This is a genomic window from Paraburkholderia fungorum, from assembly GCF_003610895.1.
GTDB lineage: Bacteria > Pseudomonadota > Gammaproteobacteria > Burkholderiales > Burkholderiaceae > Paraburkholderia > Paraburkholderia fungorum_B.
The window spans coordinates 56,996-72,550 of the sequence record NZ_MCAS01000005.1 but is presented as its reverse complement, the minus strand read 5'-3'; the positions used below and the strand labels follow the sequence as shown (position 1 = coordinate 72,550).

Sequence of the window (15,555 nt, the reverse complement as noted above, 5' to 3'; positions counted from 1 at the left end):
GCGATGACCCAGACGCTCTCCATCCAGGATCTCATCCAGCAACCCATCGAAGCGATCATCCCGCATCGCGGCACGATGCTATTGATCGATGGGATCGACACCTTTGGCGAAGAGGCCTTGAGCGCCCGGGCAACCGTCCACGCCGACGCCTGGTACGCCACCGCCGACGGCGCGATGCCCGCATGGATCGGTATCGAGTTGATGGCGCAGACCATTGCGGCGCACGTCGCGCTGCTGGCCATGCGCGGCGGCGGCAGGGCGCGTCCCGGCGTGCTGCTCGGCTCGCGCAGCTACCGGGCCTTGCAGGCGTCGTTCGCGGGCGGCGCGCAGTTGCTGATCCACGTAACAGAATTACTACGCAGCGAAGAAGGCCACGGCGCTTACGAATGCACGATTCACCACGGCGAGGTGTGCTGCGCCGAGGCGGTCATCAAGGTCTTTCAACCGCGCGATTTTCAGTCATTCATCGAAGGGAGTTTCAGTTCATGAGCCGGCGTGTTCTCGTTACCGGCGCAAGCCGCGGCATTGGCCGTGCGATTGCGTATCAGTTGGCCGCCGACGGCTTCGCGGTGTCCGTGCATTGCCGCACGGGCCGCACCGAGGCTGAAGCAGTCGCAACGGGTATCGCCGCGCAAGGCGGCACGGCGCGCGTGCTGCAATTCGACGTGCGTGAGCGCGCGGTGTGCCGCGAAGTGCTCGAAGCGGATGTCGCCGCACATGGCGCGTACTACGGCATCGTGTGCAGCGCGGGCGTGACCCGCGACGCCGCGTTCCCCGCGCTCACCGAGGAAGACTGGGACATCGTGATCGAAACCGGTCTCGACTCGTTCTACAACGTGGTCCATCCGTTGACCATGCCCATGGTGCGGGCGAAAAAGGGTGGGCGCATCGTCACGATCGCGTCGGTCTCCGGGGTGATGGGCAATCGCGGTCAGGTCAACTACAGCGCGGCGAAAGCCGGGCTGATCGGCGCGACCAAGGCGCTCGCCGTCGAACTGGCGACGCGCAATATCACCGTCAACTGCGTGGCGCCGGGTTTGATCGAGACCGGCATGCTCGACGAGATGCCACTCGAGCACGCGTTGAAGACGGTGCCGATGAACCGCGTCGGCCAGCCTGCCGAGGTGGCGTCCGTGGTCAGCTTCCTGATGTCGGATGCGGCCTCGTACGTCACGCGCCAGGTGATCGGCGTCAATGGTGGGATGGTGTGATGAAGCGCGTCGTCATTACCGGCATGGGGGGCGTCACGGCGTTCGGCGATAGCTGGGACGTGATCGAAACACGCCTGAAGAGCGGCGTGAACGCGGTGCGCCGGCTATCCGAATGGGATTACTTCGAGTCGTTGCATACGCGGCTCGCGTGTCCATTGCCGGGCTTCACGGCGCCCGCGCACTATCCACGCAAGAAAACCCGCTCGATGGGACCGGTGTCGATGTACTCGGTGCGCGCGAGCGAACTGGCGCTCGCCGACGCGGGACTCGCCGACGACCTCAGCATCCGGGACGGCCGCATGGGCGTCGCCTACGGTTCGTCGTCGGGCTCGGTGCAACCGATTCGCGCCTTCGGCACGATGCTCGAAACCGGCTCGATGAGCGACGTCACGTCGAACAGTTACGTGCAGATGATGCCGCATACGACGGCGGTCAACGTCAGCCTCTTCTGGGATCTGAAAGGCCGGATCATTCCGACCTCGTGCGCGTGCGCGTCAGGGAGCCAGGCGATCGGCTACGCGTATGAAGCCATCCAGACCGGCAAGCAGACCCTGATGCTGGCGGGCGGCGCGGAAGAACTCTCGGGCCCGGCGGTGGCCGTGTTCGACACCTTGTACGCGACCAGTACGCGTAACGACGAGCCGCATCTTACGCCGCGCCCGTTCGATGCCGCGCGCGACGGCCTCGTGGTCGGCGAAGGCGCGGCCACGCTGGTGCTCGAAGAATATGAACACGCGGTGGCGCGCGGCGCGCGGATTCATGCGGAGATCGTCGGCTTCGGTTGCAATTCGGACGGCGCGCACATGACCCAGCCGACCGCCGAAACCATGGCGATTGCCATGCAGCTCGCTCTCAAGGATGCGCAACTGCCGCCGGAAGCGATCGCTTATGTGAACGCGCACGGCACCTCGACGGACCGTGGCGACATCGCCGAAAGTCATGCGACCGCGCAGACCTTCGGCGCGCGCATGCCGATCAGTTCGCTCAAGAGCTATGTCGGCCATACGCTCGGCGCGTGCGGTGCGCTGGAGGCGTGGTGGACCATCGAGATGATGAAGCGCAACTGGTATGCGCCGACCTTGAACCTGCAGAACGTCGACCCGGCCTGCGCGCCGCTCGACTACATCGTCGGCGCGGGCCGTGAGATCGACGCCGAACATGTGATGAGCAATAACTTTGCCTTCGGCGGCATCAACACGTCGCTGATTTTCAGGCGCGTTCGATGAGCATGGCGCTGCAACGCGTGGTCGTCACCGGCATGGGGATCGTGTCGTGCCTCGGCAATACGCTCGATGGCGTGTCGGCCGCGTTGCGCGCGGGCCGCTCGCGCATCGAACGGATCGACGCGTGGCGTGAGCGCGGTTTCGGTTCGCAGGTGGCGGGCGTCGCGTCGGTCGGGGAGGAGCCGCCGTTTGATCGCAAGCTCGAACGCTTTATGGGCGACACCGCGCGCTTTGCGTGCCATGCCGCGAAGAAGGCGATCGACGATGCCGGTCTCGCGCCCGCCGCGTTGCGCTCGCCGCACGCCGGCACGGTGATCGGCTCGGGCGTCGGCACGATGTCGAGTTACGACGTGGCGATGTCGATCGCGAATACACGCGGTGTCGACAAAGTGCCGCCGTACACGGTCCCGCACGCGATGAGCAGCACCGCGTCGGCCAATGTGGCGCAGGTGTTCGGACTCGAGGGCGTGAGCTATTCGCCGTCGTCGGCGTGCACTACGTCGTCGCTCGCCATCGGTCAGGCGATGCAACTGATCCAGACCGGCCGCCAGCAGATCGTGCTGGCCGGCGGCAGCGAGTCGCTGCACGACAACATGACGCTGATGTTCGACTCGATGGGTGCGTTGTCGCGCGGTTTCAACGACACCCCGCAGCGCGCATCGCGCCCCTACGATACGGCGCGCGACGGTTTCGTGATCGCGTCGGGCGGCGGCGTGCTGGTGCTCGAAGCGCTCGATCACGCGTTGGCGCGCGGGGCCCGTATTTACGCCGAACTGACCGGTTTCGGCGACTGCACGGACGCCGCCGGCATGGTCACGCCGCGCGCGGCCGGCATTGCACGGGCGATGCGCGGCGCACTGGGCGCAGCGGGCAGGCGCCCGGACTACATCAACACGCACGCGCCGTCGACCCCGCTTGGCGATGTCGAGGAATTGCGCGCGTTGAGCGACGTATTCGGCGGCGAAGTGCCCGCGTTCTCGTCCACCAAAGGCATGACCGGACATCCGCTCGGCGCATGCGGCGCGCACGAGGCGATCTACACGTTGCTGATGATGCGCGACGGTTTCATCGCGGGGACGGCGGGCATCGAGACGCCGGAGCCCGCCGTCGACGGCATGCCGCTCGTGCGCGCGACGCGTGACGCGCGCATCGGCTCGGCGATGTCGATTTCATTCGGGTTCGGCGGCAGTTGCGCAAGCCTGATGTTTGAAGTGTGGCAAGGCAGTTGAAACGGCCGTTATCTAAAGAACGAGGGCAATAAAAATGAAAAAACGTTTTGTACTGGGTGCGCTGGCGGTGGTGGTGCTGACGCAGGCGGGCTGCGCGACCGACGTGAAATCGGTGCCGCTCGCGGCGGCCGGAGGCCAGTCGCGTGGCGGCGTGCCGGTCTATTTCGGTCAGCAGAGCCACCCGGCGGTGAAGGCCAATCTGGGCGACGTGTCCTACTCGGCGCGGATCGCACGCAAGGTGTCGAGCCCTGACGACGCATGCCATGAAGCGCTGGCCGAAGCGGTGCAGAAGCTGCGCGCGGCGGCTCGCGAACGCAACGCGAATGCCGTGATCGACGTGTCGACGCGCTTTCACAGCACGACGACCAGTTCATCGACCGATTTCACCTGTGGCGTGAGCCCTAGCGCGGCTGCGGTTGCGGTGAGCGGTCAACTCGTCGTGCTGGAAGCGAACTAGATCAAATCGAATCTGAAACTCATCAAAGCAATAACAACCACCAAGGAGTCTCAATGAAACGCAATGTACTGTTTGCCACGCTGTTCGCTGCGGTGGCCACGTTGAGCGCGACCCAGGCGTTTGCTCGCGACACGGTCGACAACTATCCCGTCGCGCCGGCACTGCAAAGCGAACCGGGCAAGGTCAGCAGCGACATCGCGCTGTATTTCGCGGGCCAGCCGCATCCGGCCGTGCTGAAGAAGATGGGCGAATTCGCGACCAACAAGAAGACCAACGCCTTCGGCAAGAGCGACCTGGAAGCGTGCCAGCACGTGTTTCTTTCGGCTGTGATCGAGTTGCAGGATCGCGCGCGTAAGGAAGGCGGTAATGCGGTGATCAACATCAAGAGCAACTACAAGAACGAAGTGCGTGAGAGCGCGACTGAGTTCACGTGTGGCGCGGGCGCGGTGATCGCCGGCGTGGCGCTGACGGGTGATGTGGTGACGCTGCGCGGCAAGTGAGTATGCCGTAATGCTTGCCAGGGCGATGAGATGCCGCCGCCCTGGCAGCAAGCTTCAATCCGCCTTCACCGCCGCGACATTGACCAGCGTTTCACGACGCTTGCCAGGTTGCGGATGGTAGAGGCCGATGCGTTCGAGCAGGCCGAAGTCTTTCGCGCGGCTCCACCAGAGATACGGCAGCGAGACGTTGCGCTGTTCGAAGCGAAAACCGCCGCGGCGGATCATGTCGAGGTAGCCGTCCGCGCTTTTCTGCACGTGCATGGGATGGCGGAACAGCAGCCGGATCACCCACGATTTGATGTACGCGTCGGTGGATTCGGCGAACAGCAGGATGCCGCCCGGTTTGAGCACGCGGCGGAATTCGGCGAGCGCGCGGTCCTGCTCGACGAGATGGTGGAAGGTTTGATGGCAGAACACGATGTCGGCGCTGGCATCGGGTAACGGCAATTGCGCGCAGTCGCCGTGCAGTACGTCGATATCGGCGAGCTTGTCGCGGCAGGCGTGGGCCGCATTGGTGGCAAGCGTCAGCGAGGGCTCGTGAAAATCGACACCGACGATGCGGCGCGGCTTGAACGCGTCGGCGAGCAGGTGAAATGAAATGCCTTGCCCGCAGCCGACGTCGACGATAACCGGCGCGACGGGCAAGGGCGCGTCGATCAGGCGTTTGAGGTCGTTAATCGCGACCCGCAGCACATGATGTTCCCACGTATAGGTACGCAGGAACCAGATCCCGAAGGCCGTTTCCGGCACGAAAGGCACGCTGGATGTTTCGGATGGCGACACGCTCGGCTCCCCGACGGAATAGTGTTCAGTGTTCTTGCTGTGATGCGTAATTGTAACGAGAAGTAAGCATGCAGCGTAACGCTGCCCAGAGCAAGCAAACGATTGAGGCAACCTTGAGTACACATTCGTCAACGCGCATAAACGTCGATGTAGCGATCATCGGCGCAGGTCCGGCAGGTGCAGTCGCAGCGGCGCTATTGCGCCGGGCGGCCCGCTCGGTGCTGGTGCTGGAGCGCCAGCATTTCCCGCGTTTCTCGATAGGTGAAAGTCTGCTGCCGCAAAGCATGGCCTACCTCGAAGAGGCGGGCATGCTGCAGGCGGTGGTCGAAGCCGGGTTCCAGTACAAGAACGGTGCGCATTTCATTCATCGCGGCCAGTCGTCGGCATTCGACTTCCGTGACAAACACTCGACGGGTTGGGGCACCACGTACCAGGTCGAGCGCGCGGTGTTCGACGATATTCTGATTCGCTGCGCGGCAGAGCAGGGCGCCGACGTGCGCTTTGGCCATACGGTCCGGGCCATGCATCCGGGCACTGAGGGCGAAGGCGGCAGCAAGCCGGTGCTGGAGGTGATCGACGAAGCGGACAACGCCTATGAAGTGGCGGCGCGATTCGTGTTCGACGCGAGCGGTTTCGGCCGCGTGCTGCCGCGTTTGCTGAACCTGGAAGCTCCGACGCGCATGCCGACCCGAGCCGCGATCTTCTCGCATGTGCTGGACGGCATTCCGGCCGGCGCAACCGACCGCAACAAGATCTGCGTGGCGACACACCCCGAGCGCCGCGACGTGTGGTTCTGGATGATTCCGCTCGCGGGTGGCCGCTCCTCGGTGGGTTGCGTCGCCGAGGCCAGTTTCCTCGATGTGCCGGAAGCGGAGCGCGACGCGAAACTGCGCGCGCTGATCCAGCAGGAGCCGACACTCGGGCCGTTGATCGGCAACGCGCCGTTTCTGATGCCGGTGCGTCATATCGGCGGCTATGCGGCGAATGTCGAGCGTTTGCATGGACCGGGCTACGCATTGCTCGGCAATGCGGGCGAATTTCTCGATCCGGTGTTTTCGTCCGGCGTGACGATCGCGCTGCGTTCCGCGCATCTCGCGGTGCAGACGTTGAACCGGCAACTGGACGGCGAGCAGATCGACTGGTCGGCCGCTTACGACGTGCCGTTGCGCAAGGGGATCGACACGTTCCGCGCCTTTGTCGAACGCTGGTACACGGGCGAGTTGCAGGACATCATTTTTTATCCGGACCAGACGCCGTCGATCCGCCGCATGATCAGCGCGGTGCTGGCGGGTTACGCGTGGGACGAATCGAATCCTTATGTCGCCGATCCGGTGCGCCGCCTGAATGCGTTGCATGACGTGTGCACGCATCGTTGATCGAGTTGCACGGTTCGCGCAAATGAAAACGGCGCTTCCTTCAGGAAGCGCCGTTTTTTATTCAGCCGTCCGGATTAGCCCGGGCGTCTCTTCAGGCCGCGATTTTCGCCGTACGCGGCGCATGCTGACGCACGTCGTCGCGACGATGCACGCGCTTGCCGGCGGCATACGTTTCGTAGATCGCGCGGTCGTCGCCGAGCAGCGCGAACGCGAACAGCAGTTCCTCGAGCGATTCGGTGCGTGCGGTACGGCGTGCGAGCAGCGGCGTGGCTTGCGGATCGAGCACGACGAAGTCGGCTTCCGACTTTGGCTTCAACGTGCCGACCTTGTCGGCCAGATCGAGTGCCTCTGCGGCACCCGCGGTGGCCAGATAGAACATGCGTGTGGCCGTCAGATGATGCCCGGTCAGACGCGCGACCTTGTGCGCTTCGTTCATGGTCTGCAGCATCGAGAACGAGGTGCCGCCGCCGACGTCCGTGGCCAGCGCGATCGGCGTGCCGGCTTCGTCGGCCTTGTCGAAGTCGAACAGGCCGCTGCCGAGGAACAGATTCGAAGTCGGGCAGTGCGAGGCGACCGTGCCGGTTTGCGCCATGCGCTTGCGGTCTTCGTCGTCGAGATAGATGCAGTGGCCGTACACCGCGCGGCGGCGCAGCAGGCCGTAGTGATCGTAGATGTCCAGGTAGCTGCGGTGCCCCGGGAACAGATCGGCGACCCACTTCACTTCGTCCGTATTCTCGGCAACGTGGCTCTGGATGAAAATGTCCGGATGCTTGCCCGCCAGCACGCCGCACGCTTCAAGTTGCGCTTCGGTCGAGGTCGGCGCAAAACGCGGCGTGAGCGCGTACATCTGGCGGCCACGGTTGTGCCAGCGGCCGATCAGCTCGGCGCTGTCGTCATAGCCCGATTGCGCCGTGTCGCGCAGGAATTCCGGGCAGTTGCGGTCCATCAGCACCTTGCCGGCCACCATGCGCAGGTTGCGCGCTTCGCTTTCGGTGAAGAGGGCGTCGGCCGAATCTTTGTGGACCGTGCAATACACGAGCGCGGTGGTCGTGCCGCACGCCAGCAGCTCATCCACGAAGAAGCTGGCCGTATCGCGCGCATACGCCGGATCGGCGAAGCGGCGCTCGGTCGGGAACGTGTAGGTGTCGAGCCACGGCAAAAGCCCCGGCGCCGGCGACGCGATCATGTCGGTCTGCGGATAGTGAATGTGCGTATCGATAAAGCCCGGCACGATCAGCTTGTCGCGCATTTCCTGCACATGGGTGCCCGGCGCGAGCCGCGATGCGAGCTCGGCGTACGCGCCCGCCGCGACGACATGGCCGTCTTCGACGATCAGCAAGCCGTCTTCGTTGAAGACCGCCGCGTTGGGCGATTGCGCGGGGTCCCCGTTGAAGGTCAGCAGTTGCGCGCGGAATGCTGATTGGGTCGATGGTGCCGATGGTGCCGATTGAGTCATGGAAAAACCGTCTCCGTATTGTGGGGAGCTAAGCAGCGCGGACGACGGTTTTACTCTGGCTCTGAAATGAGCCCGTGCCGCCGCCGGCTGCTATTCATTGGCCCGTCAGTGCGGGCCGCCTGGGTGCCATTGCGCGTCGAGCTTCGCGATCAGTTCGCTGCGTTGCTCGGGCGTGACGAACGACGCTTCGAAGCTGTTGCGGATGATCGTGTAGACCTCGGCATCGTTGAGCTTCAACGCGTCGATGATGGCGAAATAGTTGGCGTTCACGTAGCCGCCGAAATAGGCCGGATCGTCGGAATTCACCGTGACGGCGACGCCGCGATCGAGCAGATCCTTCAGTGTGTGTTTGGTCATGTCGTCGAACACGCAGAGCTTGAGATTCGACAACGGGCACACGGTCAGCGCCACGCGTGTATCGGCGAGGCGCGTAACGAGCGCCGGGTCTTCGATGCTGCGCACGCCGTGGTCGACGCGGTCCACCTTCAGCAGATCGAGCGCTTCGTAGATATACGACGGCGGCCCTTCTTCACCCGCATGCGCGACCAGCTTCAGACCGAGCGCACGCGCCTTGGCGAAGACACGTTCGAACTTCGAAGGCGGGTGGCCACGCTCGGACGAATCGAGACCTACGCCGATCAGGCGATGTTTGTATTGCTCAAACAGCGGTAGTGCTTCTTCAAACGTGGCGAGCGCGTCTTCTTCCGGCAGATGGCGCAGGAAGCACAGAATCAGCTTGCTCGTCATGCCGCGCTTTTCCGCATCGGCGAGCGCGCGTTCGATGCCGGCCACCGCCGTTGCGATCGGCACGCCGCGTTCGGTATGCGTCTGCGGATCGAAGAAGATTTCGCTGTGGATCACGTTATCGGCGAGGCAGCGTTCCACATAGGCCGTCGTCATATCGTAGAAGTCCTGCTCGTGCAGCAGCACGCTCGCCCCGGCGTAGTAAATGTCGAGGAACGATTGCAGATCGGTGAACGCGTACGCGGCGCGCAGGGCCTCGATCGAGTCGTACGCAAGCTTCACGCCGTTGCGTTCGGCGAGCGCGAAGATCAGCTCGGGTTCGAGTGAGCCTTCGATATGAATGTGCAGCTCGGCCTTCGGTGCGCGAGCGGCTTTTTCGATGAGTGCCGTGGGGGTAGCGGTTGTTGTATTCATGGTCGGTCAGGAGTTCGTTGGAGTCGGTTCGCGCCGGATGCGGGATGCGTGGCAGGATGCAAGCGCGTTCGGGCGGCAGGTCGATTGTGCGGCAAATCAGACCGTCTGCGCCGCATGCGCGCCCGCATTCGCCTCCACGGCTTGCAACACCTGGGCTGCCGCCGAGATCGCGATGATCTCCGGCGACTTGTCCACGATACCGTCGACGCCGAGCGGGCACTTCATCCGCGCAATCTGCGACGGATCGATGCCGCGCGCGGCCAGCCGATGTTCGAACTGCTTGCGCTTGGTGTGCGAGCCGATCATGCCGAAGAACGCGAAATCGCCGCGCCGCAGAATGCGCTCCGCCAACTCGAGATCGAGCGCATGGTTGTGCGTCATCACGATGAAGTACGTGTGCGGCGCGGCCTGATCGATGGCTTCGTCGGGCGCGTCGTTCGGATCGATCTTCACATTCGGCGCATGCAGCGTTTCCACGGGTGGAAACTGCGCGTCGCGCTCGTCGACCCAGCGTACCGTGCAAGGCAGCGTGGCCAGCACGCGAACCAGCGCCGCGCCCACGTGACCGGCGCCGAACAGCACGACCTGGAAGTCGCCTGGCGCGATGGTTTCGGTGAGCAGCGCGCCGCTGTCGTCGAAACCGGCGCCGTCCCACAGCAGGCAGTCGGCGGCATCGACACCCGGCTCGGGGTCGGACAGCATCACCGCATCCGGTGCGGGGCCGAATGATACGCTACGCACCGTCGAAAGGCCCGCGGCCACACGTTTTGCGAGCGACGTGATCCACCCGAGATCGCCGATGTCGAGGCGCTCAAAGGCGAGAATCACCGCGCCGCCGCAGCATTGGCCGAGACTCGGTCCAAGCGCGAAGCGTTCGAGGCGGCGCATGTGCGGTGAGCGCATGCCGTCGCGCAGCACCTGGCGGGCGGTCTCGATGGCCTTCCATTCGAGATGTCCGCCGCCGATCGTGTGTTTCGCCGATTCGCGCGTGACGATCATCTTGGTGCCGGCTTCGCGGGGCGCCGAACCTTCGACGCGTGCGACCGTCACCAGCACGGCGGCGTCGCCGTGCGCGAGCAGTTGTTGCAGGTCAGGTAGCCAGGCTTGCATCCGGCGGTTCTCCATACGTGGCCGCGCGGGGTGTCCGTGCGGCCGGTTGAGCGTGGCGCGGCGCGTTCGTGTCGCGCCGGGCACTGGCTTTAAGTTGTGTGAATCGTTGTGGCTGGGGGTGGCGGCGTGCTTGCCGCTTTTTTTGCCGCTTCCGTCGATTGTTCCGTTGTTGCTGCCGTGGCCGATTGCAACGCGTCCAGTGCGTCCAGAATCGCTTCGGGCGTCGCCGGCGCGCGTAACGGCGGCGCACTATCCACGTCCGGCACCGCCGCCGCGATCGCATCGCGAATCGCGAGAAATACCGAGAACGGCAGCAGCAAGGGCGGTTCGCCCACGGCCTTGGAATGGAACACGGTCGGCTCCGCGTTCCGGTTCTGATAAAGCTGCACAGTGAATGCCGAGGGCGTATCGCTGACAGCGGGAATCTTGTAGGTGGACGGCGCGTGCGTCATCAGGCGGCCGTCCCGGTTCCACCACAATTCTTCCGTGGTGAGCCAGCCCATGCCTTGAATGAAGCCGCCTTCCACCTGGCCGATATCGATCGCCGGATTGATCGATTGGCCGGCGTCATGCAACACGTCCGCACGCACCAGTTTCCATTCACCGGTCAGTGTGTCGATCACCACTTCCGACACCGCCGCGCCGTACGCAAAATAGTAAAACGGGTGGCCGGTCAGCGTTTTCGCATCCCAGTGCACTTTGGGCGTCGTATAGAAACCGTCCGACCACAACTGCACGCGCGCCAGATATGCCGCGCCGACCAGTTGTTCAAATGGCATCGCCCCGCCGTTCGCCGACACTTCACCGTTGACGAATTCCACCGAATCGGCGGTACCGCCGAGTTGTTTCGCGGCAAGTTCCGCGAGCCTGCCGCGAACGGTTCGCGCCGCAGCTTCAGCGGCCTTGCCGTTCAGGTCGCTGCCGGTGGACGCGGCGGTCGCCGAGGTGTTGGCGATTTTCGACGTATCGGTTGCCGTGACGCGCACGCGCGAAAGTGGCAATCCGAATTGATTCGCGACGACCTGCGCCACCTTCGTGTTGAGCCCCTGGCCCATTTCGGTGCCGCCGTGATTGACGAGCACCGAACCGTCTTTGTACACATGCACCAGCGCGCCGGCCTGGTTCAGAAACGGCACGTTGAACGAGATACCGAACTTCACCGGCGAGAACGCGAGGCCGCGTTTGAGCACCGGACTTTGCGCATTGAACGCGGCGATTGCTGCGCGGCGCGCGCGGTAGTCGCTGGTGTCGAGCAGTTCGTCGGTCAGCGGCGCGATGATGTTGTCTTCGACGCGTTGTCCGTACGGTGTCGTGTCGCGCTCGCCGATGCCGTAGTAGTTGGCGAGCCGCACGTTCAGCGGGTCGCAGTGCAATTGGCGCGCGATGCTGTCGAGCATCACTTCCATCACCAGCGCGCCCTGCGGGCCGCCGAAGCCGCGAAACGCGGTGTTCGATTGCGTATTCGTCTTGCAGCACAGCGCGACGATGTCGACGTCGGACAGGTAGTACGCGTTGTCGAAGTGGCATACGGCACGGGTCGCCACCGCACCGGAGAGATCGGCGGAGTAGCCTGCTCGCAGGGCTATTTCCACGCGTGCGCCGAGAATCCGGCCGCTATCGTCGAAGCCGGCCTCGTACTCGTAGACCGCGTCGTGGCGCTTGCCGGTGATCATGAAATCGTCGTCGCGATCGGCGCGCAGTTTGACCGGGCGGCGCAGCAGTTTCGCGGCGAGCGAGGCCACGCACGCGAACAGCGCCGATTGCGATTCCTTGCCGCCGAAGCCGCCGCCCATGCGCCGGCATTCGCACACCACGCTGTGCGCCGGCCAGCCGAGCATATGCGCGACGACCTGCTGCATTTCGCTCGGATGCTGCGTCGAACTGTAGACGAGCATGCCGTCCATTTCCTTCGGCACGGCGTAGGCGATCTGGCCTTCGAGATAAAACTGTTCCTGGCCGCCGACTTCAAACGTGCCGCGGATCGTGTGCGGCGCCGCAGCTATTTTTGCGTCGGGGTCACCGCGCTTCAGGTGCAGCGGCGGCAGGACGAACTGCTTGTTGGCTTTCGCTTCGGCAGGCGTGAGGACGACTTCGAGCGGTTCGTATCGCACGACGTCGTCGCTTTTGGCGAGCGCGGCGGCGCGGCGTGCGAGTTCATGACTCTCGGCAATCACCGCGAACACCGGTTGGCCGAGATACAGCACTTCGTCTACCGCGAGAATCGGATCGTCGTGCAGCACCGGACCGCAATTGTTCTCGCCGGGGATATCTTCGGCGCTCAGCACGGCGATCACGCCTGGCGCTTTTCTAACGGCATCCAGATTGAGCGACACGATTCGCGCGTGCGCGTGCCGCGAGAGTCCCAGCGCCGCGTGCAGCGTGCCTTGCAATTCGGGGAGGTCGTCGGTGTAGGCGGCCTCGCCGCTCACGTGCAGCGTGGCGGATTCGTGCGGCAGCGATACGCCGATCGCCGTTTCGTTTTCCTGAACGGCGGTGTGCCTCACGGCGTGTTCGACAAAAGCATCGGTCCGGTTCATCACGACGACTCCTTGGCCACCACCGCGTCCGGCACGCCGGATTCATAGGCGAACGCATTCACGTCGCAAAGGGCGAGCGGCGCTTCGTCGCGCGTTTCGAGGTGGAAGCGCCAGAGCAGATTGCGCGCCACCTTGAGCCGATAGGCGCTCGAGGCGCGCATATCGGTGAGCGGCTGATAGTCGGCGACGAGTGCGTTCATGGCTTGTCGCGCGGTAGTTTCGTTCCATGTCGCGCCGCTCAGCGCGGCTTCGGTTTGCGCGGCGCGTTTCGGTGTCGCGGCCATGCCGCCGAAGGCAATGCGCGCATCCGCGATCACGCCGTTTTCGCCGATGTGCAGCGCGAACGCGGCGCACACCGCAGAGATGTCCTGATCGTAGCGCTTCGACACTTTGTAGGTGCGAAAGCGCAGATCGCGGGCCGGACGCGGCACGCGCAGCGCCGCGACGAATTCGCCTGCCGCGAGCGCGGTTTTCTGATAGCCGAGGTAGAAGGCGTCGAGCTTCAGCGCGCGGGTTTTGGCGCCGTGACGCAGCACGACTTCGGCGCCGAGCGCGAGCAGCGCGGGCATCGAATCGCCGATTGGCGAGCCGTTCGCGACGTTGCCGCCGAGCGTGCCGGCATTGCGGATCGGCAGCGACGCGAAGCGGGTCCACAACTCAGCCAGTTCGGGATAATCGACAGCAAGCGCCGCGTAGGCGTCTTCCAGCGTGACGGCGGCGCCGATTGTCAGCGTCTGCGCGTCGCGTTCGATCGTCTTCAGTTCGACGACGTTGCCGATATAGAGAATGTCGCCGAGATCGCGGAACTGCTTGGTGACCCATAGGCCGACGTCGGTGCTGCCGGCCAGCAGGCGGGCCTGCGGATGCTCCGCGCGCAGTCTCGCGAACGCCTCGAGCGTGACTGGTGCATAAAAGGTCGGCGAGCCGAAGGTGGCGCCGCGCGTATCGGGCGCGCTGTACTCGAACGTGTCGCGGCGCTGGAGCGGGCGCAGCAGGTCGGCGACCGCCTTGCGGTCGAGCGTCACGCGCGGGTATTGCGGGTAGTCGAACATCTTCTGCGACGCGTCGACAATCGGCCGGTAGCCGGTGCAGCGGCACAGATTGCCGGACAGGGCGGCGTTGATTTCGTCGCGGGTGGGCAGGCCGGCGGCGGCAGGCTGGTTTTCGTATAGCGCCCACATCGACATCACGAAGCCAGGGGTGCAGAAACCGCACTGCGAACCATGGCAATCGACCATGGCCCGCTGGACGGGGTGCAGGGCGCCGTCGGCGGTGCGCAGGTCTTCGACGGTGAAGAGCGCTTTGCCGTCCAGCGTCGGCAGGAACTGAATACAGGCATTGACCGCTTTTAGCGCAATATCGCCGTGCGCATCCAGTTCGCCGATCACCACCGTGCAGGCGCCGCAGTCGCCTTCGGCGCAGCCTTCCTTGGTGCCCGTGCAATGCAAATCCTCGCGCAGGTGCTGAAGCACGGTGCGCGCCGCCGGGACGCCCGCGACCTCACGGACGGACCCCTGGTGATAAAAGCGGATGGTTTGCGTTGTCATGGTGAATCCGAAAGACAGTGCGGACCGGGCGCGCGTTACGCATGGGGTCGCGCCAAAGCCGGCCTCGCGCACGTAGATCGCCATCCAGTTCCGAAGATAGCACTACCTTGTCCCGAAAATATTTCCCAACTCGCATGAAGCTTATTCGGAAGCGGTCATGTGATTAGTACGATTCGCGCCGGGCCGGGAAGTTGCGTGAGGCGCGACGGATTGGGGAAAACCAGGCGGGGCGGGGCAGAGCGGGGAATGACGGAGGCTGGGTGCCGGTTCGCTGGCGGGCGGCAAGAGGGGGTGGCCGAATTTACGGGGCCGAAGCGGATGTGAAAACGCCGGCCCTGGAACCGCCTTGACAGGCGGGGCAGAGGCCGGCGTGAGGCCGGTTATTCCTGTTGGAGCCGCCGGAACAGCTGGCTCAGGCGAAGCGGCGGCGATTCCTGGACAGGCTGAGCGCGAGCGGCACGAAGGCCACGACGAAAGCCACCAGCGACCACGTAGGCAGCGACAGCCCCAGAATCGGCGGATAGGCCGTTTCGCACAGCCCTGCCACCTTGAAGACGCCCGGCAGCCAGTGTGCGGGCGGCAAGCTGTCGACAACCGGTTGCAGCGCGTCGAAACCGCAGCTGAAGCCCGGATTGGCCTGAACGTACACATGCCTCGCGGCGGTCACGATGCCGCCCAGCGCCGACAGCGCCGCCAGCACTTCCAGCAGCCGCACGCCGCGCCAACTGTTGAAGCGCGCGCCGAGGAACGCAAAAATCGCGATCAGCAGGAAGAAATAGCGCTGGATGATGCACAGCGGGCACGGGTCTTCGTGCAAACCGTATTGCAGATACAGTGCGCCGGCGACGAGGCCGACGCAAATCAGGCCAAGCAGAACCAGCAGGGAGCGCTCGCGGCGCAGCATCGCATTGTCGTTGTTCATGGGTCGTGTGGCTGTCTGGAAACGGAAAGGGCGGGTGCCCGCGATT

Annotated in this window: 14 protein-coding genes; 7 read left to right on the top strand and 7 right to left on the bottom strand. The window is 64.5% G+C overall.

Features of this window, described 5'->3' with window-relative positions; genetic code table 11:
* Positions 1-3 precede the first annotated feature (3 nt).
* Genes BCY88_RS06520 through BCY88_RS06495 form a run of 6 tightly spaced genes read left to right on the top strand, consistent with a single transcriptional unit; the run spans position 4 to position 4,620 of the window.
* Positions 4-489, top strand: coding sequence for a hotdog family protein (locus BCY88_RS06520; RefSeq protein WP_120343478.1), 486 nt, complete (start codon positions 4-6; stop codon positions 487-489).
* Positions 486-1,211, top strand: a complete 726-nt coding sequence (locus BCY88_RS06515) for a 3-ketoacyl-ACP reductase FabG2 (RefSeq protein ID WP_120343477.1) — start codon at positions 486-488, stop codon at positions 1,209-1,211. The genes BCY88_RS06520 and BCY88_RS06515 overlap by 4 nt, the downstream gene beginning before the upstream one ends.
* Positions 1,211-2,437, top strand: coding sequence for a beta-ketoacyl-ACP synthase (locus BCY88_RS06510; RefSeq protein WP_120343476.1), 1,227 nt, complete (start codon positions 1,211-1,213; stop codon positions 2,435-2,437). Before BCY88_RS06515 ends, BCY88_RS06510 begins: the two co-directional genes overlap by 1 nt.
* Entirely contained in the window at positions 2,434-3,663 is a 1,230-nt protein-coding gene (locus tag BCY88_RS06505; protein WP_120343475.1) for a beta-ketoacyl synthase N-terminal-like domain-containing protein, read from the top strand. Before BCY88_RS06510 ends, BCY88_RS06505 begins: the two co-directional genes overlap by 4 nt.
* Positions 3,664-3,697: 34 nt before the next feature.
* Positions 3,698-4,120, top strand: a complete 423-nt coding sequence (locus tag BCY88_RS06500) for a signal peptidase (protein ID WP_120343474.1) — start codon at positions 3,698-3,700, stop codon at positions 4,118-4,120.
* 53 nt (positions 4,121-4,173) lie between these two features.
* Positions 4,174-4,620 carry an excinuclease ABC subunit A gene (locus tag BCY88_RS06495; RefSeq protein ID WP_120343473.1) on the top strand — a complete coding sequence of 149 codons (447 nt, stop codon included), beginning with the start codon at positions 4,174-4,176 and terminating at the stop codon, positions 4,618-4,620.
* 54 nt (positions 4,621-4,674) lie between these two features.
* Here BCY88_RS06495 and BCY88_RS06490 read toward each other — a convergent pair whose 3' ends face one another.
* Positions 4,675-5,403, bottom strand: a complete 729-nt coding sequence (locus tag BCY88_RS06490; RefSeq protein ID WP_120343472.1) for a class I SAM-dependent methyltransferase — start codon at positions 5,401-5,403, stop codon at positions 4,675-4,677.
* A gap of 68 nt (positions 5,404-5,471) precedes the next feature.
* On the opposite strand from BCY88_RS06490, the gene BCY88_RS06485 reads away from it, so the two are divergent.
* Complete coding sequence (locus BCY88_RS06485) at positions 5,472-6,779, top strand: NAD(P)/FAD-dependent oxidoreductase (protein ID WP_259461266.1); 1,308 nt, start codon at positions 5,472-5,474, stop codon at positions 6,777-6,779.
* A 91-nt stretch (positions 6,780-6,870) separates the two neighbouring features.
* Here BCY88_RS06485 and guaD read toward each other — a convergent pair whose 3' ends face one another.
* From guaD to BCY88_RS06455, 6 genes are all read right to left on the bottom strand, one after another.
* Entirely contained in the window at positions 6,871-8,235 is a 1,365-nt protein-coding gene (gene guaD / locus BCY88_RS06480) for a guanine deaminase (RefSeq protein WP_120343471.1), read from the bottom strand.
* Between the two features lie 105 nt (positions 8,236-8,340).
* Positions 8,341-9,393 carry an adenosine deaminase gene (locus BCY88_RS06475; RefSeq protein WP_120343470.1) on the bottom strand — a complete coding sequence of 351 codons (1,053 nt, stop codon included), beginning with the start codon at positions 9,391-9,393 and terminating at the stop codon, positions 8,341-8,343.
* Between the two features lie 96 nt (positions 9,394-9,489).
* Positions 9,490-10,503, bottom strand: a complete 1,014-nt coding sequence (gene xdhC, locus BCY88_RS06470) for a xanthine dehydrogenase accessory protein XdhC (RefSeq protein WP_120343469.1) — start codon at positions 10,501-10,503, stop codon at positions 9,490-9,492.
* 89 nt (positions 10,504-10,592) lie between these two features.
* On the bottom strand, positions 10,593-13,040 hold the full coding sequence (gene xdhB, locus BCY88_RS06465; RefSeq protein WP_120343468.1) for a xanthine dehydrogenase molybdopterin binding subunit: 2,448 nt from the start codon (positions 13,038-13,040) through the stop codon (positions 10,593-10,595).
* Complete coding sequence (gene xdhA, locus BCY88_RS06460; protein ID WP_183081302.1) at positions 13,040-14,587, bottom strand: xanthine dehydrogenase small subunit; 1,548 nt, start codon at positions 14,585-14,587, stop codon at positions 13,040-13,042. Before xdhA ends, xdhB begins: the two co-directional genes overlap by 1 nt.
* Positions 14,588-14,999: 412 nt before the next feature.
* Positions 15,000-15,509 (bottom strand): disulfide bond formation protein B, encoded by a 510-nt coding sequence (locus tag BCY88_RS06455; protein ID WP_120343466.1) that lies wholly within the window; start codon positions 15,507-15,509, stop codon positions 15,000-15,002.
* Positions 15,510-15,555: the final 46 nt, after the last annotated feature.